The sequence below is a fragment of the Thermovirga lienii genome (genome assembly GCF_036847465.1).
Lineage (GTDB): Bacteria > Synergistota > Synergistia > Synergistales > Thermovirgaceae > Thermovirga > Thermovirga lienii.
This window is the reverse complement of sequence record NZ_DAITZW010000001.1, coordinates 80879-105768: the sequence shown is the minus strand read 5'-3', so window position 1 is coordinate 105768 and position 24890 is coordinate 80879. Positions and strand designations below refer to the sequence as shown.

The window sequence follows — 24890 nt, the reverse complement described above, 5'->3', positions numbered from 1 at the left end:
CAAAACCTCACTTCCTCAGGACGAGAAAAGCTTGTTGAACACATTGACTTCAATGTCCTCTCTTAAGCTTTTTACTAAGGCCTCAAACGTACAATTAACATCCACCTTATCCTTATTAAGGATAAAACCGCCAGCTGTGTTTATATGCTGTTTGCCTAGCACAATGCTGGCTTTATGGCTCTTGTTGAAACCTTCAACCCATTCCTTGGTAATAACATCTTCGTTTTCCCCGACTAACAAGGTGCCACTTCCATCTCCAGCCGCTTTCTCCAATAACACACTCATAAATTGGCTGTATTTTTCCTTATCCATATTGGATAACTGCTCAACGGCTTTTTCAAAAGCAAGGTCTACCAGGTACCTCTCAGACCCTAATTCCATTTTCTTGATCTCAAGGTTGGCCACAACTTTCTTTCGCCTAAAGATCTCAGGCTTCTCAGCACTAAGTTTTTTGTCATACTGATCTTTTATCTTTTTAATCTCTTCTTCTGTTTGCTCCTTTATTTTCTCCGCTTCCTTTTTTGCTCTTTCGAGTATTTCCTTTGCTTCCTGTTGGGCTTCGGCCTCGATTTTTTTCTTTATATCTTGTAACGACATATCATTCACCTCTTACAGCAATTAAAATTTGATGCTGTTGAGGAGAATTATGCTCATCAAAAGAGCCAACACAGCATATGTTTCAACCATAGCAGGAAGTATGACCGCCTTACCGGTCTCTTCAGGCCTTTTAGCAATGAGCTGAATACAGGCAGCAGAAGTCTTACCCTGAGCTATACCAGAATAATAGCCTGCTATGGCTATGGGAAGACAGGCAAAAAAGACTCCCAATCCTTGCCATACGCTGACTTCAATTGCTTCTCCTCCTAAAAGTCCCACTTTCAAGATGGCAAAAAAAGCAGTCAAAAGTCCATATATACCCTGTGTTCCAGGCAGAGCCTGTAGAAGCAGAACCAAACCGAACTTACCGGGATCCTCAGTCATAATACCCGCTCCAGCTTCACCAGCTATTCCAACTCCTATAGCGGAACCCGACCCAGCGAGGCCCGCTGCCAAAGCTGCACCCAAAACCGCCAACATAATTCCAAGAACTTCCATTTTCTTCTACACCCCTCTCAAAAACTTTTAAGTATTATGTTTAATATGTTTAAAGTTACTGTTTTTATTTACTTACTTTGCTGTCCCAAGGGCTTACTCCCTACTATCTTTACGTAGCGGGTCCTGTATTCCAGAGGCTGAAAGATTCTTCCTCCCCCGCTATAGAACTTGCTGAAAAACTCCACATACTGCAGACGCAAAGAGTGGATGAAAGCACCGAGAGTGTTGACTACCACGCTGAAAAGATGGCCGCCCACAAATATTACTATGCTCAGTATCCAACCAACAAATGGTATGGACAACACAAGGTTGGTCAGAGTATTAACTATCATCGCAATCGCAGAAGTAGCCAAACCCAAAGCCAAAAGCCTGCTATAACTCAAAATATCCCCCAAGTACGACGTTATGTTATATAAACTCAACACTCCCGACAGCAACCTTCTAAACAGTCCTGTTTTCTCCCTACCTTGCGTTGCGACCAACACAGCCGCACCTAAGATGGAAAGTATTTTCCCTAGCAACCCGGCTGCTCCTCCTAAAAAACCGCTCTTTACCCCTCCAAGCAAAAGAAGTCCTATCAAAAGGGAAATCCAGCCTCCGTTGTCACCAAAAGCAGCCATGTAGTCTTTTTTCCTCAGGCTATCCCAAAACGCGATAGAAAGGCCAAAGAGTATCTGTACAACCCCCAAAGCAAGGGATATCCCCAAGAAAGTGATAGGGTCCGACATGGGGTTTAACACAACCAATCTGTCCTTAAGGGGTTTCAGCAAGGCTAGGAAAGGAAAAGCATCAATCATATCGCCCATCCAACTACCTGTGAGGGCACCAACAGCTATCGTAGACAGAGCACCTAGAAGCAGCAAGTGCAAGAAATTCTTTGTATCTCCAACAATTTTGTATTTGGAGAGCAAATATGTTATTGCAAAAGCAATGAGAACTCCATAGCCACCATCGCCCAAACACATCCCAAAAAAGAGGAACATGAAGGGAGCCATGGGAACCGTAGGATCAATCTCCCCATACTTAGGTGCACCGTACAGCCTTGTCAAAGGCTCAAATGGCAAAGCCCAACGAGGATTTTCCAACAGAGTGGGTGGTTCATCATCATCTGATGGATCCTCTATTATGAGCTCAAGCTCCTCTCCAAATTTAGAGAGCTTTTCTTTTAACTTTCCTACCGCAGGTTCTGGAACCCAGAACTTAATAACACTGACCTTCTCCGTCCTAGAAGCATTAACCAAGGTTTCATAGCGAGTCCTAATAACAGAATAGTAATCCAACAAGTTTCTAAGCGTTGGAACCCACTCAGAAGCCAGTTTTGCAGCATTCCTTTCAAGGTTCTCTGATTCCTTTGCTAGCTCTGTCCGATTTCTTTCAATTTTGGACAACTCCTCTTCGGGAGTACCCTCAAGCTCTGGTGGAAAGTCCAACTTGGTGAACGGAACCTTTTCGCATATCTCAGCAACTTCGTCAGCCTTCTTTTTGTCATACATCAATACTACGGTGACATCCGTTTCCTTTGGAGTAAATGGAGCAACAAACAGTTCTCCATCAGATGCCAGCAATTCTGCAACCAACCCTTGGAACCTCTCAAGATAGGCTACAGGCAAGGTTCCTACGATACTGGATATGCGTACAGTACCACTGGATATAATAGCCAGTGAATACGGAAACTGTCTTAACTTGATCAATATCTCTTCGTTGGAGTCCAACTTGGAAAGCAACGTCCTTATATCCAACATTCTTCGCTCTATTTTTTTAACCGAGGACGACAAACTTGCAAGATCAATACTATTCGAAAGGTTCTCCAGTTCCTCAACGGTGACTGTAGGTTTTTCGCCCAAGAGGCGCTCCAACTTACCAGACACCTCTGGGTAGTACGGTTCCAAAAAACGCAGGGCAGATCGTATATCAGCAAGGGCTTCATCCGCTGATTTTATACATTTAGCCCAATCATGGGTCCTCGTGTCCGTGGGCTCTGGCATTATTTCACAACACGCCAAATCCTGCAAAACGGACACTACCGCCTCTTCTTTCTCTCCTAGCACAACCAAAGATGCTTTTTTGAATTTAGTTACTGCCATACCGGGTCATCACCTCTTGCGCTATCCAGGCAGCCACTTCGTCAACCTTACCTTTATGGTTATCTATTATGCTCTCTGCCTTTTTTTGTCCCTCTTGCAAAATTACTCCGATCTCCTTTTCAGCGTCTTTCTCTACGCGGACCAATTCATCCCTAAAAGATCTATGCATCTGCTGCCTGAACGATTTAACGGCCTGTTCCGCCTCATAGCGGGCTTCGGAGATTATCTGCGAAGCCTGACTCTTTGCCTCAGAAACGATTTTTTGAGCTTGCTCTTCCGTCGCTCTTATCTCCTCCGTTAAATTTTTAGCCACCACCAGCACCCCCTTTCAAAACATTATACGTTATGCAAAGAACAAAGTCTTATTCATTTTAGTTGTGAGAGAAATTATTGTCAATTTTAATGCAATTTCAGAAAAAAACGTTTATTTTCGTCACATGCTTTAATACGTTATATACGAAGAAGGATACAAAAAAAGAGGAACCTGCCCTCTTTTTTCGCTGCTAAACGTCTGGAGCGGACAACGGGACTCGAACCCGCGACCCTCGGCTTGGGAAGCCGATGCTCTACCAACTGAGCTATGTCCGCCCTACGCTTGGCTATTATATATAGGTGGTTTGTTTTTTTCAACTACATCCTTTATCATATCGCGCAATTTGTAGTTTTTCCCTCGTTAGCAAGGCCATACTCTCGACGTGAGCTGTCATGGGAAACATATCGAAGGGCTTTACAAAACTAAGTTCGTAACCACCGTTCATGAGAATCGAAACGTCTCTGGCCAATGTCGCTGGATTGCATGAAACATATATGACAGCTTTGGGCCTGCGTTCTATAATGCCTTCCAATACTCCTTTGGCACATCCGCTTCTGGGGGGATCCAAAAGAACTACCTTGTCCTCCCCAAACAGTGCATCGGGAGCAAATTCTTCTACGTCTCCTTCCAGAACTCGGACGTTATTCAGCTTGTTCAACTTTATGTTTTTCCTCAAGAAAAGAACCGACTCCGGCCAAGATTCCACAGCAGTAACAGACTTAACATTCTTTCCGTAAGTTACGGTAATTGCCCCTACCCCACAGTAAAGCTCTGTTACATGGTCTGCCCCACTAATTTCTAATGCATTCTTTACCTCCTGGAACAAAAGCTCAGCAATGTCCCTGTTTACCTGGAAGAAAGAGGTAGGTCCAAAAAATAATCTCTTACCACATATGCTTTCCGACAGGCCTTCTTTCCCTTTTATAGCTATGGTTCTTTCACCAAAAATTCTGTTACCTTTATGAGGGTTCACATTCACATAAAAGGAGATGTCTTTTCCTAGCATTTCGCTAACACGCTGCATAAAACTTCTCAAGCTTCTTTCTTCTTTCTTGCCGAAGTTTCTTAAAACCAATATTACGGCCTTATCACCCCTTGCAGTTCGCCTTAAAACCAAATGCCTCAAAATGCCTGTTCCTTTTTTTTCGTCATATCCCTCAATTCCAAGATAAGACAAGTTTTCCAATAGGCGCCTATAGATATAGTCTATGCCCTCTTCCAGGATACAGCATGAATTTATCGGGATGATACGGTGGGATCCCTTCATGTAAAAACCAACATTTAGATTTTTCTTTCCCCTTTTGACAGGGAAAGAAGCCTTGTTCCTATAACACCACTTTTTAGGCGAAGGCACGCAGTCCTGTATTTTATCCAGATGCTCCTTCCCTACGGTTTTCATAAAAGCGTCAAAGACGATGCGCTTTTTTATTTCAAGCTGCATGGCGTAATCAGCATGCTGCAAAGAACACCCCCCACACAAACCATACCAAGAACATTTAGGAATGACTCTATTTACACAAGGAGTCAAAACATCAGTCAATTCCATAACGCCATAGTGTCTCTTCAAGATCCTAACGATCCCCTCCACCTCTTCCCCAGGTAGTGCACCAGGCACAAAAAAAACAAACCTTTCCTCGCCAAACCTGGCGACACCATCTCCCTGGCTGTTGATGGAATCAACTGAAACCTTTATCTTTTCACCTACGTGCAGCTTCATGTAACTGGCAACCATCCTTTCTGACCCCAAAAACCGTAAGTACTGAACCAAAAAGCAAAAAGAGGACACCAGAAAACCTATACCGGCGTCCTCCTATATTGTAGCAGCTCAAATTGCCTTTTTAGTTTATCAAAGCATATCCTTCTTCAAATGCTTTGGCGTTCATTTCTTCCGTTCCTTTAGGAACTCTAGCCAAGATCGCCTTCTTGATGTTTTCTGGTTTCATAATGCCTTTGCGCTCAAGAATTTTGGCCATTGCTCCCAATGCAACCATGTTAGTGACAAGCTCGCGACCTATTTTTTCCCTAGCGGTTTTTACGATGGGCACCATATAGACTTCTGCATCTATCTTCGGTGCCTCCTTGACGTAAGTATCATCAAGAATCACTACCCCGCCTTTTTTGGTATCAAAGGCAAACTCGTCGCAAGAAGTTTGATTCAAGATAATCTGAAGATCGGGCTCCATGGCTTTGGGGTAATCTATATTCCCCTCTGATATAACAACCTCAGATTTGGATTTACCCCCTCGCGCCTCTGGTCCATACGCTTGACTCTGGACGGAATTTAAGCCTTCATAGAGCGCAGCCGCTTCGCCAGTTATGACGGCAGCCAAAATCACACCTTGCCCTCCTGAACCCGCAAAACGAATTTCATAGCGGCTACTCATGACTCTTACCTCCCGCAGCTTCTATGACCTTATCGTACATTTCGGTGTACTCAGGTTTATCCACCTTCACAAATTCACCGACAGTGATCTTACCAAGGAGCTCCTCCTCTGACATCTCTTTGGCCTTTGCAAGTGGCACGGAAGCAGCCTTGAGATAATTTAAATTGTCTACCGGCGTTCTTCTCTTGTTCCTTCTGCCGTATTGGGTATGGCAGCTGGACACTATCTCTACAACTGAAAACCCTTTGTGCTCAATAGCTGTCTTTATGTATTTTTCGCACATAACGGGGTTAGCTATTGTCGTTCGTGCTACATAGGTAGCTCCAGCACCTACTGCAAGTTTACAAATATCAAAAGGCGGATCAACAACACCATAAGGAGCCGTTGTAGCCTTGGATCCAGGAGGAGTCGTCGGAGACGCCTGCCCGCCGGTCATACCGTAGATATTGTTGTTCATTACGATGGCCGTTATATCTATATTTCGCCTACAGGCATGTATGAAATGGTTTCCACCTATTGCAGAGCAGTCACCATCACCCATTACGTCGACGACAGTTAGGCTAGGATTGGCCAACTTTATGCCGGTAGCAAAAGCCAAGGAACGACCGTGGGTGGTGTGAACTGTACACGCATCTATGTAACCTGGCATCCTGCTTGAGCATCCTATTCCCGACGCAATCACAGTTTCTTCTTTCTTCTTCCCACAGCTAACCAACGCTCTGAGGAGCGCATGCAATATCACACCATGGCCGCAACCAGGACACCATATATGAGGGAAAAACCTCTTACGCAGCCAGCTTTCTATCTCTGGACGGGGCATGGCTAAGCCACCTCCTTAGCATATTGCAATATATCTTTGGGTTTAAACAGTTCACCGTTAACTAGGTTCAGCGGTTTCACTTCTGCTTTGCCATGAACAGCTCTCTCCACTTCCAAGACCATCTGACCATAATTGAGCTCTGGCACTATAATGCAGCTGGCTTTTTCCGCTAACCTTTCAAGCTCTTTATCAGGGAAAGGCCACAGAGTTATAGGCCTAAAATAGCCCACCTTCATTCCTTCTTCCCTAGCAGCCTTAACCGCTGTCAAAGCGCTCCTTGCAACGCTTCCGTAGCTTACTACTATGATTTCTGCATCGTCGACAAATTCTGTATCGTATTCAACTATTTCGTCTCTGTAGGCCTCTACTTTATCCATCAATCTCTTGCTTTTTTTCGCTATTTCGTCTTTATCGTTTGTGGGGAATCCCCACTCGTTGTGAGTGAGTCCCGTTATATGCCACCTGTATCCATCTCCAAAGCTTGCCATTGGAGGAATGTTATCTTCTGGATCTGGCTTGTAAGCCATAAACTCATCGGGATGTACGCTTGGTTTTTTTCTATCGACAAGCGTAATTTCTTCCTTCGCTGGGACAAATACCTTTTCGCGCATGTGCCCCAGAACCTCATCGCTCATTATCAAGACAGGCTGCCTAAACCTTTCAGCCATGTTGAAAGCCTTTATGGTTATCTCATAACACTCCTGAACAGAGGCAGGTGAATAAGCTATCGTGGCATGGTCACCATGAGTACCCCACCTAGCCTGCATTACGTCCTGTTGTGATATAGCAGTAGGAAGCCCTGTGGAGGGACCACCACGCATAACATCTACAACGACCAGTGGTATCTCCGCCATGTAAGCCAACCCCAAATTTTCCTGCTTAAGGGAGAAACCAGGACCAGAAGTAGCTGTCATGGATTTGAAACCAGCAATGGAACCGCCAATTGCTGCTGCTATACCCCCTATTTCATCCTCCATCTGTATGAACTTGCCGCCCACCTTGGGGAGCTCCTCAGCCATTACTTCTGCAATCTCAGAAGAAGGAGTTATTGGGTATCCACCAAAAAATCTACAACCTGCAGCTATAGCACCATGGGCAACTGCTACATTTCCTTGCCAAAATTCTGCTTTTCTCATTTCTGTCCACTCTCCTCGATGGTTATTGCCAAATCGGGACAAATGTTCTCACATTGCCTACAACCAATACAATCCTCTGGGCGCACCGGCTCACATTTTACATCAGCGTCCAGCTCCAAAACCTTCTTGGGGCATACAGCTATGCACAAGCCACACCCCTTACACCATTTCTTGCTAATCTGCACAGCAAAGCTCTTCGCCAAAAAAATCACCTTCCTCCCAAGGGTTTACTCGGGCTTCAAAAGACCAAAAGACATTATGCCATCTTGTGAGGAAAAGGACAACCCTTTTTGTTATGTTCTGAAATATTCAGAAAAAAGCTAGCATATTGTCCGCTTTACTTCCTCGTCATTTTTACATATAGAAGAGGGGAGTACTATTCTACTCCCCTCTTCTTCTATACATCAAAAACGATAAAACTATACCACTGCAGGTTCTATGATTAGCTCCCCTCTCTCAAATCTCTTATAATGCAGAGGCTCTATAGATATTCTAGGCTCTTGCCCCAGTATCTTCTGGGCTAAAAGTTCCCCAGATATGGGGCCAAACATAAATCCATGCCCAGAATATCCTACCGAAAGGTAAAAACCTCTCACTTCATCGGCCTCGCAGAGGATAGGTTGCCTGTCTGGCGTCATATTATATAGACCTGACCATTGTCTCACAACTCTTATCCCTTTTGTCCTGGGAAGCAATTTGGTAATGGTCTTGGACATCATATTGAGGAATTGCCAAGAGTTGCCGCAAGTGTAATCCTCTGGATGACCTTCGGGACTACATCCACCAATTATAGATCCATGAGGCCTTTGCTGAATGTAGTAATTACCCGAAAAACTCATCAACATCGGGGGACATACTCCCTTTTCTACCGGCTCGGTTATAATGATCTCATGGCGCTCGGAGAAGTTGGGAATGTTCACACCTGCCATTTTGGCTACTTGTTGTGCATATCCTCCTGCTGCATTGACTACTATAGGAGCATCTATATCTCCTCTACTGGTAGAAACTCCCTTCACTTTCCCATTTTCTACCTTTATATCCGTACATTCAGTAAATTTGTAGAAAGTTACCCCCAATCGCTTGGCTGCCTCTTGGTAAGCAAAGGTGGTCAAAAAGGGATCAGCATGTCCATCTCGGTCATGATACGTAAATCCAACAGCATCATCGGCTGAGAGCCCTGGACAGATCTCCTTTGCCTCGTCATAAGTTACGACTCTACTTTTTATCCCAAGGGAGTTCTGAAGGGCTATGTTCTTCTTCAGCTGCTCGAACTCACTCTCTTTGTAGGCCACCATTAAATATCCGCCTTGGTGTAAACCACAATCCATCCCTAATTCTTCATGAAGCTGTTCGAATTTCTCCAAGCTTGCTAGCCCAAAACGACAGTTCATTTCCGTGCCCCACTGGGCTCTTATGCCAGCGCCACACCTCCCGGTAGATCCCGAACATACCGTATTTTTCTCAATAACGACAACGTCCTTCATACCAAATTTTGCAAGATGATATGCGATGGAACATCCTTGAATTCCGCCGCCAATTATGACTGCATCAGCTGTATCTTTCCACGTCATTCGCTTTCACCAGCCTTTGCAATAGCTCCAAGCTTCACTGGCTTTGCCGGTGGACGAAATGTCCCCGGAGGTATTTCAGCATACTTCTTTCCAGTCATTTTTGATATCTCTCTTAGAATAATATCTCTGCATCCTCTTCCCTGACATGGCCCCATGCCCACACGAAGGACCCTCTTAAGCTCATCGAAGGTATCATATCCTTTCGCTATCCATTCCCTTATTTCCCCGAGCGTCACTTCCTCGCAGCGGCAAATTATTATATCTTCATACTTGTCAGCCATTGATTACACCACCTTTATGGCTCTGATATCCATGACGAGGTCTTTTGGAATCTCTACATGGACCACAAGGGTCTTATCTTTCATTGGTTCAGTTACCTTTACTACTTTACCTTTGGCTACGGCTTCGCCGAAGCGATTGAGACAATCCACAACCTGTCCTTCCTCAGGGACAGGTAACATTTCATATGCGAGTTTGATCAAAGCCTTGTCATCTTCCCCCACGTGAGGTCGATAACGAAGCACGCAAGCCCTGGGCATACAGCTACACAACGTGCGCAGCCGGTGCATTTTTCATATTCGATCTGTGGTTGGTCATTGATATCCTTAAATGGCACAACGGCACCTGTGGGGCAACTAGTATGACATGGGTTGCATGGGATTCTTTGAGGGCATTCTATAACAACCAATCCGTTTTTCTTGGTTTCCCACAACTCCTGGGGAGGTTTGACTGCACCTTTTCTCTCTCCAGTTAATATACCACTATTGAAAAGTCTTTCTTTTTCGTCCACCAGCTACACCTCCCAGCATTCCACAGAGCAAAGGGCAATACCTTCACGAATCTTGGCTCCAACTTCTCCCCCGCGAAGATCAGCCAAACGTCCATGGTACTCTTTAAGTCTTTTTTCTATCTCCTCCTGCGTTCCATAGCCCAAAGCCTTCGCGACACCCACTCCTGCAATTCGCCCCTCCACCATGGCAGAAGATGCTTCTTCTATTCCCGCTGCATCGCCAGCAACCCATATATCAGGATGACTGGTTCTCATGTTCTTATCTCTTTGAGCAACATATCCGCAAAGCTGAGGGACAAAAGCCATTTTGCAACCTGCTTGCCACAAAAGCTCGCATGTTGGAGTAAGTCCAACTGCAAGACAGATTATGTCCACATCCACTTTCATCTCATTACCAGTTGGCTGGAACTTTTCGTCTATTTCTTGAATGACCGCCCCTTCCACAAAACGTTCACCTATGGCCTCTTTCACCGTGTGTCTCAAGTATATGGGTACACCCAGCCTTCTAACCTTCGCCGCATGTACCCAATAACCTCCGACCTTGTCCATTGCCTCAACTATTCCAACTACCTGCACCCCTGCCTGTAACAGCTGATAACTAACTATGAGGCCTATATTTCCCGCCCCAACCATAAGAACTCGATCCCCTGGAACAACGCCATACACGTTCATCAAGGTCTGAATTGCACCGGCACCATAAACTCCTGGGAGGTGATTGTTTGGGAAGGGAATTATTCTTTCCTGGGCTCCTGTAGCCATGACTATTTTCTTGGGTTTTATATGGAAATACTCATCTTCACCTTTTACGCAGGAAACAACCCCGTCTTCTTTGTAGTAACCTGTAACCGTACAATTGGTAAAGGTTTCAATGTTTTCCTCTTTGTCCTTCAATTCCCTAAATAGCTCTTCAGCAATTTTGAAACCTCTCGTACCTGCTCGTTCGTTCTTTGAGCCAAAAAACTTGTGGGTTTGTTTGATCAACTGACCTCCTAGCGCCAGGTCACTATCCACAAGCGTAACTTTCGCACCAAAGGACGCTGCCTCAATTGCAGCGCTGAGCCCTGCCGGTCCGCCGCCTACAACCAATACTTCAGTCTCTCGCAAAACATCCACCGCCTTTCACCTAGAGGTCCACTTTCACAATGCCCTTACCCTTTTGTGTTTCGACCCTCATTCCTTCACGAAGCGGCGTGATGCACGTCCTTACGTTAGGAACACCATCTACTACCATGAAACATGATGAGCATTTCCCTATAGCACAAAAGAATCCTCTCGGTTGCTTCCGTATAGGCGTTTCGCGATACACCTTCACCCCATTGGCATGCAAAGCCGCTGCGATAGGTTCTCCTTCGTACCCCTGCATTGGAACACCATCAAAAGTAAAATTAACCAACCTACCGTGCTTAAACTCAAGAATCGGATGCTTCTCGATAAGTTTCATACAGCCAATCCCCCCTCACTAAGCATTAGGACAAGAACAAAAAACAATCTCTGCACAACCGCCCCCCCTTCTTCTGATATGTGGATCTATTAACCTACAGCTTATCTAGAGAACCTCTAGGATGTGTTAGAATTTTCACTATATTACCCCATATCACATATATAATATATTTTATCCTAAAAATATCAAGTAGGGTTAAAATAAAGTTGGGATATAAACTATAGTTCTAGAACCTGGCAAAGAATCACAATCTCAGGCAGGACCTATGTCCGGATCCCTAAGATATTGAGGATGTATGTTTGAAGGCGCAGCTGCATCATCTACTCTTTCCAACCCCAACCTAGCCACATCAAGACCTGAAACTCCTTCATTTTTGACTATCATCACTCCTTTTTTTGAGGAAGGTGAGGCGATCCTTAAATTTGGCAGGTCTTCCATTATTACTACGTCGGGGTTCAATTCATTCCATAAAAGGTCATCAATATCTTCAATTTTCACGCAGCGCGGTTCGTGGATCGCAAAGGTATTCTTGCCACACCTTGTATAAGAACCTAAGTAAACCAAATCACTCTTGGCTTTAAGAACCGAAGTCACTTTCACCCCATCTTTGAGATACGGATAAGCTAAAACAGAAAGGGTTGAAACAGGTATTATCTTGGCACCCAAAGCAAAAGCCAAGGACTTTGCATAAGAAAGACCAACCTTGAGTCCCGTAAAATAGCCGGGCCCTACAGTAACGGCTATATAATTAATCGCACTTACATCCTTTCCCCAAAACCCAAGTAATGTATCAAGAAGCAATGGAAGTTCTGAAGACTGCTTTCTCCCCAGCAAGACGTTCACTTCTCCTAGGGGGCCTCCATCCTCTAACACGCCCAAAGCCGTCCATCTGGTGCTGCAATCCAAGCCCACTAATAAAGACATTTCTTAGCCCCCTCCACATCTATACTCTCTGCGTACATCGCCAAACTTTTACAAGCCTTATCTCCCAAGCAGGTAAAGGTAATCTTTCTTTTGTTTCCTAAATCAGGAAGGAAATCTTCTTCCACATCCACATCGAAAAGTCCAAAGGATAAGCACCACACATCAGAAGACGGAGGACAGATCCATCGATCACACCACTCTACAATAAGCAAATATCCATAATTTAAGTAATCATAAAGTCCAAGATCATAGCCATCTGTAACCTTAAGCCTATACAAGTCAGCGTGGGCGACGTTTATTCTGCCAGCATATTCGTTAACCAAATTGAATGATGGGCTTTTGGCCTCGTCTCCATCTAAACCACACACTAACCCTTTCACAAAGGTGGTTTTCCCACTTCCTAAATCTCCATTCAGCATAATGCACAATCCACCATATACAAACCTTGATGCCTCTTTACCAAGCATGTAAGTTTGCTCCGGACTGCACGTTACTATATCTAAAATGTGTCTTTTACTTGCACTTGTCATAGCAAAGGCTCCCGCTCTAATTCTGATACACTTTTAATTTCTATAGGTATCCTATTAGCTATCTCCCCCGCTAATATACCATCATTGCCCCTTATGGCTCCCAAAGACACCCCTGCTCTGGCATGCAGGCATGCAGCACAGAGACCAGCTTCGTAGCACCCAAGCCCTCTGGCCAGAAAAGCCCCAATCATTCCGCTCAGGACATCCCCTGATCCCGGAACGGACAAACAAGGATGGGCGTCCTTTATAACCGAAGTCCTATTACCATCATCAACTATAGTACCTGCACCCTTTAAAAGCACCGTGCCCCACTTTTCAGCAATGCTCTTGGCAAATTCCAATCTCTTGGCGGAAACACACGATGCCTTGCTCCTCATTAAGCGGGCGGCCTCTCCTTCATGAGGAGTAATAATAACATCGTGCCTTCTTTGAAGTGCCCCTTCCCCTATTTCAGGCAGGAAATATAAGGCATCCGCATCCATGCAAGTTGGGACCTGAGATTGTTCCCATATGTAACTTACCAGATCCCTAACTCCATTGGTCCTACCTACACCAGGTCCTATTACTATTGAAGACACGATATCCCCAAATTCATCCATGGCTCTGATATAGCTATCGGCTGCCAGTGTGCCATCTCTGGAAGGCACCTCAAACACTATGGTTTCAGGGGTCACTCCAGGTACCAAACAACCTTCTGGTACCACAAGGATCACCCTTCCTGCCCCAGCCCGCAGTGCGCCAAGGGCAACCAACGCAGCTGCCCCTTTATACTTTTTCGAACCGGCAAAAATTAAGACACTGCCCCTCTTGCCCTTGTGATATGACAAAGTGACAGGAGGCAAAAGGTGTTTTATCTCAGGGACGCTCACAAGATGCAGATCTTTTTTAATAATTTCCCCTAAATCGGGAAAGAGTCGATCAGAAACAAACTCTTCGTTAGCAATTAAAACCTCTCCAGCGTGTTCTTTGCCGGGCATTACATATAAACCTACTTTGGGTCCCCAAAACGTCACAGTTATGTCGGCTTTAACGGCTTCGCCCATTATTTCACCAGTAGAACCATCCAAACCACTAGGCAAATCAATGGAAACCACTGGTGTTTGGCTTTGGTTTACTGCCCTAATTAATCTCAAATACTCTCCCCTTGGAGAGCTTGTGGCTCCAATCCCCAAAAGTGCATCTATAATGACATCACTTTCGTCTAGCAAACGAAGAAGCTCTGTGTCACCAATCTCTTCCGACGTAAGCAAGGTCCCTCCCATTTTTTCCAGGATGGTTTTATTTTTCATGGTTTGTAAGCTTGACCTTTCAAACCTAGATGCTGCAATCACTTTCACGGCAATGTCTTTTAGGAAGAGATAGCGTGCGGCGACAAGGCCATCCCCTCCATTGTTCCCTCCTCCACAGAGCACAGCTACTGACTTGATGCCAGGGAATCTTGCCAAAACCTTCTCAGCAACGGCATTCCCTGCATAATCCATCAGCTGGAAAAAGTCGAAACCATATTTATCGACAAGCAGATCTTCTATTCTCCTTATGGCATCACAGGTATAAAGACGCACTTCAACTACTCCCTCCCCTCAATGACAACAAAGGCTACTGCAAAGCCCCCATCGTGAGAAAGGCTGACATGGACGTTATCCATTTTTTCTTTCTTCAGAAAATCTCTTATGCTTGAAGAGAAACTCAAAATTGGTCCCTTCTCAGTTCGCTTTACCCATACGTTTTTAAGCCCTACCTTACCAAGTCCCAGCCTAGTGGCCTTAGCAAAGGCTTCTTTGGCAGCAAAGCTGGAAGCGTAATGGACTTCTGGGGTTACGTGCCCTTCTGCATACGTGATTTCTTCTTCAGTGAAAACTCTCCTCTTGAACTCATCATTTTTGATTTTTGTGCCTATTCTCGATATGCTGCAGATATCTACACCTATACCTTTAACGATCATTGCATACCTCCCCAGTTAATACGCATATTATAAATCTAAAACTGATAAGCTGAACATGGGACAAACAATATAATACCGGTGAAGTTATCAGCAGAAAGGCAAAAAAAAAAAAAGCGCCTTATCGGCGCTTTTACGTGCTAATGGTGGGTGGTGCAGGACTCGAACCTGCGACCTCTTCCGCGTCAAGGAAGCGTTCTTCCTCTGAACTAACCACCCGAGCAAGTCGCATTTTACCTGGGTTATTAAAGCTTGTCAACACTTCTTCTCCATTCATATATACCAATGGAAGCTGCGACTGCAGCATTGAGTGATCCTGTCTTGCCTGCCATGGGAATTTTTGCCAATTCATCGCAGGCTTTCTTAGCAGTTTTACTCAAACCTCTACCCTCGCTCCCCACCACTAGGACTAACCTTTTGGGGAGTTCAAGATTGCAAAGGTTTTCTCCTTCCATATCCAGACCTATCACCCAAAAATTATTCTCCTTCATTATCTCCAAGGCATGAAACACACTGTTTACTCTTATCAAAGGTAACCTGGCAGCTGCCCCCGAGCTGACTTTAAGTACTGTCCCTGTAGGCAATGCAGACCTTCTTTTAGGGAAAACAACAGCAGCGGCCCCCAGCACTTCAGCACTCCTTATTATGGATGAAAAATTTTGCACGTCCTCTACGTGGTCTAAAACCACGAAAAGCAACGGTCCTTCTTTTCCTCTCTCTGTTATTTCATAAAATTTTTCCATCCCACTCACATCTAAAGGTGACGTTTTAACCATTACCCCCTGATGGTTAGAAAAATTTGTCTGCCTATCCAAGTGCTCTTTGGGAACCCTGTGGCAAGGTATGCCTCTCTCTTTACATAGCGCTAATATCTTTTGGTACACTCCGCCGTGGGCATTTGTCGAGATATAAGTTGAAAGACATCTTTCGGGGTGCTCCTCCAAAAGACTAATTACTGCATTTTTCCCATAACATATATCTTCCAGGTTCTTCCCTTCTTGCTTATTACCGTCCTTATTCTTCTCGCTCTTCATAGTTTGTCATCCCTATCTCTTTTAAATACTTTCTTAAATACAACGCTGTATAAGATCTTTCATCTTCAAGTATCTGACGCAAAGGTCCTGCCACAACCACGTTGCCTCCTCTTGCCCCGCCCTCGGGCCCAAGGTCTATTATATAGTCCGAGGAAGCTATGAAATCAAGATTATGTTCAATCACAATAACAGTGTTTCCACTGTCCACCAACTTGTGAATCAACAACAAAAGTTTCTTTACATCTGAATAATGAAGCCCCGTCGTAGGTTCATCCAAAAGGTAGAGGGTGTTGCCTTTGAATCTTTTCGAAAGTTCCTCCGCCAATTTTACTCTTTGAGCTTCTCCTCCACTCAAGGTGGTAGCTGGCTGCCCTAATCGCATGTACCCCATGCCTGCCTGTTCCAACACTGAGAGCTTATTACTTATTCGAGGGACATCCTTGAAGAACTCCAAGGCTTCACTGACCGTCATCTCCAAGACGTCACTTATGCTTTTGCCTTTAAACTTAACCTCAAGGGTCTCCCTATTGTACCTAGTTCCGTTACAAACCTCGCACTTGACATACACATCTGGCATGAAAAGCATTGATATCTTTACTTCACCTTCACCGTGACAGGCTTCACAGCGACCACCGTGAACATTGAAGCTGAACCTTCCAGGCTTATAACCTCTTATCCTAGCCTCTGGCAATTGAGCGTAAAGTTCCCTTATGGGGGTAAAAACTCCCGTATAGGTTGCTGGGTTTGAACGGGGAGTCCGCCCGATGGGGCTTTGATCTATCAAGACCACGTTTCTAAGCTGTTCCCATCCTTTTATATCTCCTTGCCTCCCTGCTTTCCCCTTGTAGGATTTATCTAACTTCTTCTTCAAACCCTTATAGATAATCTCATGTAACAACGTACTCTTTCCCGATCCAGAAACGCCCGTAATGCATGTTAGAACTCCCAATGGGACTTGGACATCTATCTCCTTGAGGTTATTTTCCGAAGCTTTAGAAAAACTCAGCCACCCACTGGGTTTACGCTCCCTTGAAGAGTGAACTATTCCGGAAGTGGTTCCAAGTAGATATCCCGCAGAAAGGGAGTCCCCCTTCATTATTTCCTCTGGAGCCCCCTGAGCTACTATCCTACCCCCATGTTCTCCAGGGCCAGGCCCAATTTCAACTATATGGTCGGCCATTTTCATGGTGTCCCTGTCGTGTTCGACTACCAATACAGTATTGCCCAGGTCTCTTATGGACTTTAAAATCCTCACCAACCTTTCAGTATCTCGCGAATGAAGCCCTATGGTTGGTTCGTCCAGTACATATAGGACTCCACTGAGCTTGGCCCCTATTTGCGTTGCCAAACGAATTCTTTGACTCTCCCCAGAGCTTAGAGTATCTGACCTTCTTGAAAGGGAAAGATACCCTATCCCTATGTCCACCATAAACGATAGACGCTTCTTGATCTCGTCAATTATGGGTTCTCCAATATATGCCTGATTTCCATCCAGAGGCAATCGCTGCAGCAAATCCAAAAGGTCTTCTACAGGCATGTTCACAAAATCTACAATAGAGTAACCGTGTATTTTTACGCTGCGAGCTTCTTCTCGTAATCTGGAACCATTACAACTTTTACATATGTCCTCGTCTCTGTAATTCAACAGTTCGTTTCTTACTGATTCGGACTCTGTCTCACGCCACCTCGTCTGAAGCCAGGGTATCAACCCATCGTACCGTCCCATGTAATCTATGCTTTCTCCTCTTTCCATGAACTTCATGGGAACTTTCACAGGGGAACCGTAGACAACTATCCTTTGCAAATCTTCTCTTAGATCGTTGAAAGATTTTCCTTCCAAGCTCTCGCCCATAGATTCGAATAAGGCCTTTAACTTTCGCAGCATGTAATGGTTTTTCTTGGCCCACGGCAATATTCCACCCTCCAAAAGGGGGGCATCTTTATCTATCGCCAATTCCACAGAGAAATACTGATGGCTACCCAAGCCTTCACAATCTGGACAAGCACCAAAGGGGCTATTGAAAGAAAATAACCTAGGCTCAAGCTCCGGAAAGGAAACCTCGCATGAAGGGCATACAAAACGATCTGAGAGAACCACCTTATAGCCATCGCCATTTTCTATCTGCACAAACCCTTTACTTACATCTATGGCGCTTTCTACTGATTCGGCCAACCTGCTTCTGTTTTTGTCATTAACAGTCAGCTTATCCACCAACACCTCGATGTCATGTTTCTTGTTTTTCTCTAGAACGATCTCTTCTTCCAACCAATAAACGTATCCATCAACTTTTACCCTTAAAAAACCCTTCTTTTGCAGCTGTACAAATAGATTCTTGAACTCTCCCTTCTTGCCCATGACTACTGGGGACAGTATCTCCACCTTTTGGCCCCAAAAATTTCTATACAAATACTCTAAAATTTGATCTACAGTATATCTTTTGAGCTCTCTACCACATTTAGGACAATAAGGCACCCCGACTCTGGCGAACAAAAGCCTCAGATAATCGTAAACCTCTGTTACTGTCCCTACAGTGGATCTTGGATTATGAGAAATACCTTTTTGCTCAATAGATATAGTTGGGGAAAGGCCCTCAATGTCATCAACATCGGGCTTATCCTGAACTCCAAGAAATTGCCTTGCATAAGAAGAAAGAGACTCAATGTATCGTCGCTGCCCTTCTGCACATATAGTGTCGAACGCTAAAGAAGACTTGCCAGATCCTGATGGTCCAGTAATTACTATCAAGCTATCTTTGGGCAGTTTCAAATTTATGTTCTTAAGATTATGTTCTCTCGCGCCTTTTACTATTATTTCTCGAGACAAGCTCTTCACCACCTGCAAACCTTTGATTAATAATATCTCTTATCTCTGCAGCTCGCTCAAAATCCAAACGCTCTACTGCTTCCCACATCAATCTCTCAAGCTCGTGCTTGGTCAACTTTTTCTCCTCACGATAGTCAGGAGAATGAAGTTTTCCTGCCATTTCAAGTTCTTCTGGCAGTATGGAAATAACCTTCTTGCTGATTGATTTAGGTTCTATTCCTCTTTGTTTGTTGAACTCCATCTGGAGACGCCTTCTTCTTTCTGTCTCCTCAACAGCAGCTCGTATGCTGTCCGTTAGGCGGTCGGCATACAATACAACCTTACCTGCAGTATTTCTAGCTGCTCTGCCTATCATTTGTATAAGAGACCTATGAGATCTCAAAAAACCCTCTCTATCTGCGTCCGTTATGGCAACTAAAGAGACTTCCGGAAGATCAAGGCCCTCCCTCAAAAGGTTAACCCCGATCAAGACTGCAATATCCCCTCTTCTCAACTCCTTCAAGAGTTCCACCCTTTCAAAGGCATCCAACTCAGAATGTATATATTTGACCGGAAGCCCCAGCTCTTGAAAGTACTCTGCCATATCTTCTGCGGACCTTTTAGTCAGGGTCGTGACCAAGGCCCTTTCACCTCTAGCTATTACATCTTTAAGCCTACCGACAAGATCATCTACTTGCGCTGATGCTGGAGCAACCTCAACTTCAGGATCAACTACACCTGTAGGCCTGACTACTTGTTCGACCACTTGATCAGACACTTTCAACTCCCAATCTCCAGGAGTCGCCGACACAAAGCAAACCTTTCGCAAATATTTTTCAAACTCCTCCCACTTTAAAGGTCGGTTGTCCAAACATGATGGTAATCTAAAACCATAATCTACCAATGTTTGCTTCCTTGCTCTATCGCCGTTATACATTCCTCTTATTTGGGGAATAGTTATGTGAGATTCGTCTATGATGATCAAAAAATCTTTGGGGAAAAAATCAAGCAGCGTCCCTGGCTGCTCGCCAGGTTCACGGCCATCTAGGTATCTAGAATAATTCTCTATCCCAGAACAATACCCGACTTCTTTCAACATTTCCATATCATATCTGGTCCTGCTCTCAAGCCTTTGGGCCTCCAAAAGTTTGCCCTCGCTTCTTAGAACCAAAAGCCTCTCTTCAAGCTCCTTTTCTATCTCCTTCAAGGCTTTGTTGATGGCCTCTCCAGAAGTAATGTAGTGTTGCGAGGGGTAAATTCTAATCCTATTTTTCCTCCCTGATATTTTTCCACTCAAGGGGTCAATCTCCATTATTTCCTCAACATCTTCATCTTCGAATATCACTCTCACCGCACTATCGCTGTACGCAGGGAATATATCTATTATGTTTCCTCTGACCCTGAAGGTTCCTGGCTCCAAAGAATAGTCGTTTCTCTTATAAAAATTATGGTCTAATCTTTTAAAGAACTCTCTTCTGGGAAGGGTCATGCCCGTTTTGATTTCCAAAACCGCCTCTTCGTAATTTTTTTTCTTGCCTATGCCATAAATGCAAGAAACGCTTGAAACCACAATTACATCATTTCGTTCCAGCAAAGCTTTAGTGGTAGCAAGACGCAATTTCTCTATCTTCTCGTTGATAGATGCATCTTTCTCTATGTAAATATCATTAGATGGGACATAAGCTTCTGGCTGGTAGTAATCATAGTAACTCACGAAGTAATGGACCGCATTATCAGGAAAAAAGCTCTTGAACTCGCTGTACAACTGAGCGGCCAACGTTTTATTGTGAGCCAAGACCAGAACAGGCAATTGTAACCTTTCTATGACGCATGCCATAGTGAAGGTTTTCCCACTACCAGTGACCCCCATCAAACATTGTTTATTTAAACCTTTTTCATAACCTTCAACTAACTTAGCAATGGCAATAGGTTGATCTCCCTCTGGCGACCAAGGTGCAACCAATTTGAAACGCTCATCCATTGGATCAAATCGCTCTCCTCTTCTCAAAAAATTAGGACGCCCAAATTTTTGAGCGTCCTTTTATTATATAATGCAAGGGATTTTAAGTGAAACAGGACATCCACACGGTATAATATGGCAAGAGGTTATATTTCCTGGTTGGCCTCTTCCAATCCCCTTGAATTCGTTTCTTCAGACAAAGTCCCTGCTTCTTCCTCCACCAGGTTTTCCTTCAATATCTCATCCAACCGTGGACCTTCTATCACCTCTTCCTCCAGTAGCACTTTCGCTACTTTTACATGGACAGCTCTGTGCTGCTCCAACAGGTTCTTAACTTGTTCATAGCACTCGTCTATGATTCTCCTCACTTCTTGGTCAATGGCGTATGCGACTTCGTCACTGTAATTTCTGTCCTCCATTATGTCTCTTCCCAGGAAAACTTCGTGATGTTTTTTACCTAATGTAACTGGTCCCAGACGGTCACTCATGCCGAACTCGGTAACCATCTGTCTTGCTATTTGAGTTGCCCTCTCAAGGTCATTCTGAGCTCCAGTGGTAACATCGTCAAAATGTAGTTCCTCAGCAACACGCCCTCCCAGAAGTACCGAAATTCTATTGAGTAGTTCTTTCTTGGACATCAAAAATCTGTCTTCCTCGGGAAGCTGAAGGGTGTACCCCAAAGCCCTGTGCCCTCTAGGAATAATAGAAACTTTATGTACAGGGTCACATCCAGGTATAAGCTTGGCCACAAGAGCATGTCCGACTTCATGATAAGCAATAATCTCCTTTTCCCTTTCAGAGATGAGCCTGCTTCGCCTTTCGGGACCAGCGATAACCCTGTCGATGGCTTCCTCAAACTCTGCCATTCCTATCTTATCTTTACCCTGTCGTGCAGCCAAAAGCGCAGCCTCATTTACCAAATTGGCCAAATCGGCACCCACAAAGCCCGGAGTTCTTCTGGCTATGACCGCTAAGTCCACGTCATCGTCAAGCTTAACCTTTTTAACGTGCACTCTAAGAATAGCTTCGCGGCCTTTAAGGTCAGGTCTATCCACGACTATTTGTCTATCGAAACGACCTGGTCGCAATAAAGCAGGGTCAAGGATATCCGGCCTATTGGTGGCCGCTATTAATATAATCCCGCTGTTCTCATCGAAGCCATCCATTTCGACCAACAACTGGTTCAAAGTCTGCTCCCTCTCATCGTGGCCACCACCAAGACCTGCTCCCCTATGGCGACCCACCGCATCAATTTCATCAATGAAAACTATGCATGGCTGATATTTCCTCGCTTGTTCAAACATATCACGAACTCTAGCAGCCCCGACACCCACGAACATCTCGACAAAGTCAGAGCCACTTATACTAAAGAAGGGCACATCTGCCTCACCTGAACAAGCCCTTGCGAGCAATGTCTTACCTGAGCCAGGGGGTCCCAATAGTAGCACTCCTTTGGGGATCTTTGCCCCTAGCTTCGAAAATTTAGAAGGATCTTTGAGATATTCAACCACTTCCGCCAATTCTTCCTTGGATTCATCGCAACCAGCAACATCGGCAAAAGTAACTTTAGGCCGATTATCCAAGTAAAGCTTTGCCTTGCTCTTGGCAAAGCCCATCACTCTATTGCCTCCACCCTGCATGTGATACAAAATGAAAATCCATGCCCCAATCAAAAGCAATGTCGGAAAAAGTGAAGTCATCATCGAAGCCCACCACGGAGCTTGTTGCGGAGGTAGGACCTTCACATCTACTCCCTTATCGGCCATCTCCTTCGCAAGTTCCCCTACGCCTACTCCTATGGTTGTATACTTCCTACCATCCAACCTTTCTCCTCTTATGGTGTTCCCATCTATTTCTGCAGACTCAATCTGCCCTGACCTGAAAGCAGATAGGAATTCGCTGTAAGAAATCGGTTCGTATTCAGACGGAGCGTGAGTTGGCGACAAAAACAAGTTCACCAAACTCACTACGAGCACTATAAGCACCAAATACAATCCTAAATTTTTTGCCATTCGTCCCAAGGCTTTCCCACCTTTCTTCTTAGGGGCATCTTCTTGTTTCGTTATCTAGTTAACCTTTCTTAATACATGTATATCTGGCAGGTTTCTCCAATAACCCCCATAATCCAAACCATATCCTACTACAAATTCGTCCGGAATGGTGAAACCACAAAAATCTGCCTTTAAATCTACAACTCGCCTTTCCGGTTTGTCCAAAAGGGAACATATTTTTATTTCCTTCGGAGATCTTTCTTTAAGGATATTGACTAAGTATTGCAACGTCAAACCAGTGTCCACTATATCTTCGACTATAAGTAAATTTTTATTTACGACGCTCTCATCCAAATCCTTGTTGATTTTGACGACTCCGCTGGACTTGGTAGATGCACCGTAGGATGAAACACTCAAGAAATCAAGCTTCATATGCACCTTAGCATCCATTTCCCTTATCAGGTCTGAAAGGAAGATGACAGACCCTTTGAGAACTCCTATTACATGCACTGGCTTATCTTTATAATACAAAGAGAGCTCCTGGGCAAGTTCTTTAACTTTGTTTCTTATGACGTCCCTGCCTAAAAGAATATCTCCCAACTCATATCTGTCCATCCTGTAAAAATCTCCTTTCTTTTATATGCGCTTTCAAGACCAATAGCTGCTGCTCTTTTCCACTCGCTTCTAAACTTATGCCTCCCGTTCCAGGAATCCATAATATTCTTTTCTCGTCGGTAACAACTGGCCTTTCCTTCATGGAGCGCCATTCTGTTTTAACTTTTTCTTTTAAACACTTTTCGACGGAGGAAGTCATAAAGCGCCCAATGCTCATAATCTTGTAATTATTGTCAAAAGGAACGCAGGCAGAAAAAACACCCAACTTAACTTTCCTTTCTTCCTTTTCTGCTCTTTTCCATTCTATGCTCCAGTCATCCCACTTGAGTTTTCCTGTTGCGTTCGATCCAGGAACAAGAATTTCTTTTTCTATGAATTCCCTTTTCTGTGCCTGTTCTCTGCGACGAAAGACAATCAAATCCTTTTCGCCTACGATTTCAATGTCCCTTTCCCATTGAAATCGCCAAAAACTCCTTTTGTTCAGCAACTCTCTAAGTACAGAAATTCTTTCTCTAGAAAGGGGCTTAAGATTTCTTCTTTTTCCTTCCAGCAATATAACTTCCAACCCTCTATCTAAACCACGCCGCAGAATAACGCTCCTTTCCCACGCCTTAAGCATTCCCGGAACATTCTTGCTACTCCAAAGATCTAGCTTGGCAGCTTCCTCTTCAACTAAGTTGGCCAAAGGTCTTGCAATCTCTGATATTCCCAACAAATGCTTGACAAACTGTTTGTTGAAGTTTCTTTCGATGTAGGGAATCAAATTAAGTCTTATTTTGTTTCTCGTATATATGGTTTCTTCGTTCGTTTCGTCGGAAACCCATTCTATCCCTTTACTCCTCAAGAGCTCCATCAGCTCTTTCCGGTAAAAGTCAATAATGGGTCTTACTATCTTTCCTCGCCTTTCGGGGATTCCCGCGAGGCCCTTTATACCACAACCTCTTATTATATTGTGTAACACTGTCTCCGCTTGATCATTGGCGGTGTGCCCTAAAGCTATCCATCTTGCTCCTACAGACTTGGCAGTCTTCTCAAAAAAATCATACCTAATTCTCCTGGCAGCGACCTCAATGCTCTCCCCTTTTTTGCATAGCTTTGGCACCTCAACCTGCAGCAAGGCTATATTCAATCCCCAAGATTCAGCCAAGTTTCTCACAAAAAGAGCATCTCTTTTTGAAGTTTCCTTTCTTATACCATGGTCCACATGAGCAACAACAAGTTTATCCTTGTCCCAGACCTGGCAAAGGAGCCACAGTAAAGCTACAGAATCGCTTCCTCCTGAGACAGCAACAACCATCTTGCCACAAGGCTCTTCTAGCCACCCTTGCCTTGCTCCTGCTTCCAAAACTCTCTTCACGTACCAATTATCATCCTTAACCTTAATCCCCATCCTATTTATCCTATCTTAGCATTACATACACAAAATTTTAACCCATCCAGGGGTAGCCAAAAAGTAGGTT

The 24890-nt window shown here is 44.4% G+C and carries 25 protein-coding genes and 2 tRNA genes; all 27 read right to left on the bottom strand.

From position 1 onward, the window contains the following. Window positions 1–15: 15 nt before the first annotated feature. Window positions 16–597, bottom strand: a complete 582-nt coding sequence (locus tag V7Z69_RS00560) for a V-type ATP synthase subunit E (RefSeq protein ID WP_334138097.1) — start codon at window positions 595–597, stop codon at window positions 16–18. Between the two features lie 21 nt (window positions 598–618). Beyond that, window positions 619–1095 carry a V-type ATP synthase subunit K gene (locus tag V7Z69_RS00555; protein ID WP_014163114.1) on the bottom strand — a complete coding sequence of 159 codons (477 nt, stop codon included), beginning with the start codon at window positions 1093–1095 and terminating at the stop codon, window positions 619–621. Between the two features lie 68 nt (window positions 1096–1163). Then, window positions 1164–3179, bottom strand: coding sequence for a V-type ATP synthase subunit I (locus V7Z69_RS00550; RefSeq protein WP_334138095.1), 2016 nt, complete (start codon window positions 3177–3179; stop codon window positions 1164–1166). Next, window positions 3166–3492 carry a cell envelope integrity/translocation protein TolA gene (locus V7Z69_RS00545; RefSeq protein WP_014163112.1) on the bottom strand — a complete coding sequence of 109 codons (327 nt, stop codon included), beginning with the start codon at window positions 3490–3492 and terminating at the stop codon, window positions 3166–3168. Before V7Z69_RS00545 ends, V7Z69_RS00550 begins: the two co-directional genes overlap by 14 nt. Before the next feature lie 199 nt (window positions 3493–3691). Then, window positions 3692–3767, bottom strand: a tRNA-Gly gene (locus V7Z69_RS00540). Window positions 3768–3805: 38 nt separating this feature from the next. Next, window positions 3806–5260: a 23S rRNA (uracil(1939)-C(5))-methyltransferase RlmD gene (rlmD, locus tag V7Z69_RS00535; protein ID WP_334138094.1), complete on the bottom strand. Its 1455-nt coding sequence runs from the start codon at window positions 5258–5260 to the stop codon at window positions 3806–3808. 70 nt (window positions 5261–5330) lie between these two features. Further along, window positions 5331–5876 carry a 2-oxoacid:acceptor oxidoreductase family protein gene (locus V7Z69_RS00530; RefSeq protein WP_014163110.1) on the bottom strand — a complete coding sequence of 182 codons (546 nt, stop codon included), beginning with the start codon at window positions 5874–5876 and terminating at the stop codon, window positions 5331–5333. Then, entirely contained in the window at window positions 5869–6696 is an 828-nt protein-coding gene (locus V7Z69_RS00525; protein WP_014163109.1) for a 2-oxoacid:ferredoxin oxidoreductase subunit beta, read from the bottom strand. Before V7Z69_RS00525 ends, V7Z69_RS00530 begins: the two co-directional genes overlap by 8 nt. 2 nt (window positions 6697–6698) lie before the next feature. After that, window positions 6699–7832, bottom strand: a complete 1134-nt coding sequence (locus V7Z69_RS00520; protein WP_014163108.1) for a 2-oxoacid:acceptor oxidoreductase subunit alpha — start codon at window positions 7830–7832, stop codon at window positions 6699–6701. Further along, complete coding sequence (locus V7Z69_RS00515; RefSeq protein WP_334138089.1) at window positions 7829–8035, bottom strand: 4Fe-4S dicluster domain-containing protein; 207 nt, start codon at window positions 8033–8035, stop codon at window positions 7829–7831. Before V7Z69_RS00515 ends, V7Z69_RS00520 begins: the two co-directional genes overlap by 4 nt. A gap of 216 nt (window positions 8036–8251) precedes the next feature. Further along, complete coding sequence (locus tag V7Z69_RS00510; protein WP_334138087.1) at window positions 8252–9403, bottom strand: NAD(P)/FAD-dependent oxidoreductase; 1152 nt, start codon at window positions 9401–9403, stop codon at window positions 8252–8254. Beyond that, window positions 9400–9684 (bottom strand): (2Fe-2S)-binding protein, encoded by a 285-nt coding sequence (locus tag V7Z69_RS00505; protein WP_334138085.1) that lies wholly within the window; start codon window positions 9682–9684, stop codon window positions 9400–9402. Before V7Z69_RS00505 ends, V7Z69_RS00510 begins: the two co-directional genes overlap by 4 nt. 3 nt (window positions 9685–9687) lie before the next feature. Continuing rightward, window positions 9688–9927 carry a hypothetical protein gene (locus tag V7Z69_RS00500; protein ID WP_334138156.1) on the bottom strand — a complete coding sequence of 80 codons (240 nt, stop codon included), beginning with the start codon at window positions 9925–9927 and terminating at the stop codon, window positions 9688–9690. Then, window positions 9882–10019, bottom strand: coding sequence for a 4Fe-4S dicluster domain-containing protein (locus V7Z69_RS00495; RefSeq protein ID WP_334138152.1), 138 nt, complete (start codon window positions 10017–10019; stop codon window positions 9882–9884). Before V7Z69_RS00495 ends, V7Z69_RS00500 begins: the two co-directional genes overlap by 46 nt. 177 nt (window positions 10020–10196) lie before the next feature. Further along, window positions 10197–11297, bottom strand: coding sequence for an NAD(P)/FAD-dependent oxidoreductase (locus tag V7Z69_RS00490; RefSeq protein ID WP_041445766.1), 1101 nt, complete (start codon window positions 11295–11297; stop codon window positions 10197–10199). A 19-nt stretch (window positions 11298–11316) separates the two neighbouring features. Further along, a complete protein-coding gene (locus tag V7Z69_RS00485) occupies window positions 11317–11634 on the bottom strand; it encodes a (2Fe-2S)-binding protein (RefSeq protein WP_014163102.1) in 318 nt (105 codons plus the stop codon). Window positions 11635–11886: 252 nt separating this feature from the next. Then, complete coding sequence (gene tsaB, locus V7Z69_RS00480; RefSeq protein WP_014163101.1) at window positions 11887–12558, bottom strand: tRNA (adenosine(37)-N6)-threonylcarbamoyltransferase complex dimerization subunit type 1 TsaB; 672 nt, start codon at window positions 12556–12558, stop codon at window positions 11887–11889. Beyond that, window positions 12546–13088, bottom strand: coding sequence for a tRNA (adenosine(37)-N6)-threonylcarbamoyltransferase complex ATPase subunit type 1 TsaE (gene tsaE, locus V7Z69_RS00475; RefSeq protein WP_014163100.1), 543 nt, complete (start codon window positions 13086–13088; stop codon window positions 12546–12548). The genes tsaB and tsaE overlap by 13 nt, the downstream gene beginning before the upstream one ends. Continuing rightward, window positions 13085–14650 (bottom strand): bifunctional ADP-dependent NAD(P)H-hydrate dehydratase/NAD(P)H-hydrate epimerase, encoded by a 1566-nt coding sequence (locus tag V7Z69_RS00470; RefSeq protein ID WP_014163099.1) that lies wholly within the window; start codon window positions 14648–14650, stop codon window positions 13085–13087. The genes tsaE and V7Z69_RS00470 overlap by 4 nt, the downstream gene beginning before the upstream one ends. A gap of 5 nt (window positions 14651–14655) precedes the next feature. After that, the gene (gene acpS, locus V7Z69_RS00465; protein ID WP_014163098.1) at window positions 14656–15030 is read right to left on the bottom strand and encodes a holo-ACP synthase; all 375 of its coding nucleotides are present in this window, start codon (window positions 15028–15030) and stop codon (window positions 14656–14658) included. Window positions 15031–15171: 141 nt separating this feature from the next. Beyond that, window positions 15172–15246, bottom strand: a tRNA-Val gene (locus V7Z69_RS00460). Between the two features lie 26 nt (window positions 15247–15272). Then, the gene (gene rlmB, locus V7Z69_RS00455; protein WP_014163097.1) at window positions 15273–16061 is read right to left on the bottom strand and encodes a 23S rRNA (guanosine(2251)-2'-O)-methyltransferase RlmB; all 789 of its coding nucleotides are present in this window, start codon (window positions 16059–16061) and stop codon (window positions 15273–15275) included. Next, window positions 16042–18885, bottom strand: a complete 2844-nt coding sequence (gene uvrA / locus V7Z69_RS00450) for an excinuclease ABC subunit UvrA (protein ID WP_014163096.1) — start codon at window positions 18883–18885, stop codon at window positions 16042–16044. The genes rlmB and uvrA overlap by 20 nt, the downstream gene beginning before the upstream one ends. Next, a complete protein-coding gene (gene uvrB / locus V7Z69_RS00445; protein ID WP_014163095.1) occupies window positions 18845–20845 on the bottom strand; it encodes an excinuclease ABC subunit UvrB in 2001 nt (666 codons plus the stop codon). The genes uvrA and uvrB overlap by 41 nt, the downstream gene beginning before the upstream one ends. 125 nt (window positions 20846–20970) lie before the next feature. Continuing rightward, window positions 20971–22845 carry an ATP-dependent zinc metalloprotease FtsH gene (gene ftsH / locus V7Z69_RS00440; RefSeq protein WP_014163094.1) on the bottom strand — a complete coding sequence of 625 codons (1875 nt, stop codon included), beginning with the start codon at window positions 22843–22845 and terminating at the stop codon, window positions 20971–20973. Window positions 22846–22890: 45 nt separating this feature from the next. Then, window positions 22891–23430 (bottom strand): hypoxanthine phosphoribosyltransferase, encoded by a 540-nt coding sequence (gene hpt, locus V7Z69_RS00435; protein WP_014163093.1) that lies wholly within the window; start codon window positions 23428–23430, stop codon window positions 22891–22893. After that, window positions 23417–24820, bottom strand: a complete 1404-nt coding sequence (tilS, locus tag V7Z69_RS00430; protein WP_334138081.1) for a tRNA lysidine(34) synthetase TilS — start codon at window positions 24818–24820, stop codon at window positions 23417–23419. Before tilS ends, hpt begins: the two co-directional genes overlap by 14 nt. Window positions 24821–24890 lie beyond the last annotated feature (70 nt).

Excerpts from the sequence above, each read along its gene's own strand:
- V7Z69_RS00560 (WP_334138097.1), bottom strand. The coding sequence starts at position 597 with ATGTCGTTACAAGATATAAAGAAAAAAATCGAGGCCGAAGCCCAACAG.
- V7Z69_RS00555 (WP_014163114.1), bottom strand. The coding sequence starts at position 1,095 with ATGGAAGTTCTTGGAATTATGTTGGCGGTTTTGGGTGCAGCTTTGGCA.
- V7Z69_RS00550 (WP_334138095.1), bottom strand. The coding sequence starts at position 3,179 with ATGGCAGTAACTAAATTCAAAAAAGCATCTTTGGTTGTGCTAGGAGAG.
- V7Z69_RS00530 (WP_014163110.1), bottom strand. The coding sequence starts at position 5,876 with ATGAGTAGCCGCTATGAAATTCGTTTTGCGGGTTCAGGAGGGCAAGGT.
- V7Z69_RS00525 (WP_014163109.1), bottom strand. The coding sequence starts at position 6,696 with ATGCCCCGTCCAGAGATAGAAAGCTGGCTGCGTAAGAGGTTTTTCCCT.
- V7Z69_RS00520 (WP_014163108.1), bottom strand. The coding sequence starts at position 7,832 with ATGAGAAAAGCAGAATTTTGGCAAGGAAATGTAGCAGTTGCCCATGGT.
- V7Z69_RS00510 (WP_334138087.1), bottom strand. The coding sequence starts at position 9,403 with ATGACGTGGAAAGATACAGCTGATGCAGTCATAATTGGCGGCGGAATT.
- V7Z69_RS00505 (WP_334138085.1), bottom strand. The coding sequence starts at position 9,684 with ATGGCTGACAAGTATGAAGATATAATAATTTGCCGCTGCGAGGAAGTG.
- V7Z69_RS00485 (WP_014163102.1), bottom strand. The coding sequence starts at position 11,634 with ATGAAACTTATCGAGAAGCATCCGATTCTTGAGTTTAAGCACGGTAGG.
- tsaB (WP_014163101.1), bottom strand. The coding sequence starts at position 12,558 with ATGTCTTTATTAGTGGGCTTGGATTGCAGCACCAGATGGACGGCTTTG.
- tsaE (WP_014163100.1), bottom strand. The coding sequence starts at position 13,088 with ATGACAAGTGCAAGTAAAAGACACATTTTAGATATAGTAACGTGCAGT.
- acpS (WP_014163098.1), bottom strand. The coding sequence starts at position 15,030 with ATGATCGTTAAAGGTATAGGTGTAGATATCTGCAGCATATCGAGAATA.
- rlmB (WP_014163097.1), bottom strand. The coding sequence starts at position 16,061 with ATGAAGAGCGAGAAGAATAAGGACGGTAATAAGCAAGAAGGGAAGAAC.
- uvrB (WP_014163095.1), bottom strand. The coding sequence starts at position 20,845 with ATGGATGAGCGTTTCAAATTGGTTGCACCTTGGTCGCCAGAGGGAGAT.
- hpt (WP_014163093.1), bottom strand. The coding sequence starts at position 23,430 with ATGGACAGATATGAGTTGGGAGATATTCTTTTAGGCAGGGACGTCATA.
- tilS (WP_334138081.1), bottom strand. The coding sequence starts at position 24,820 with ATGGGGATTAAGGTTAAGGATGATAATTGGTACGTGAAGAGAGTTTTG.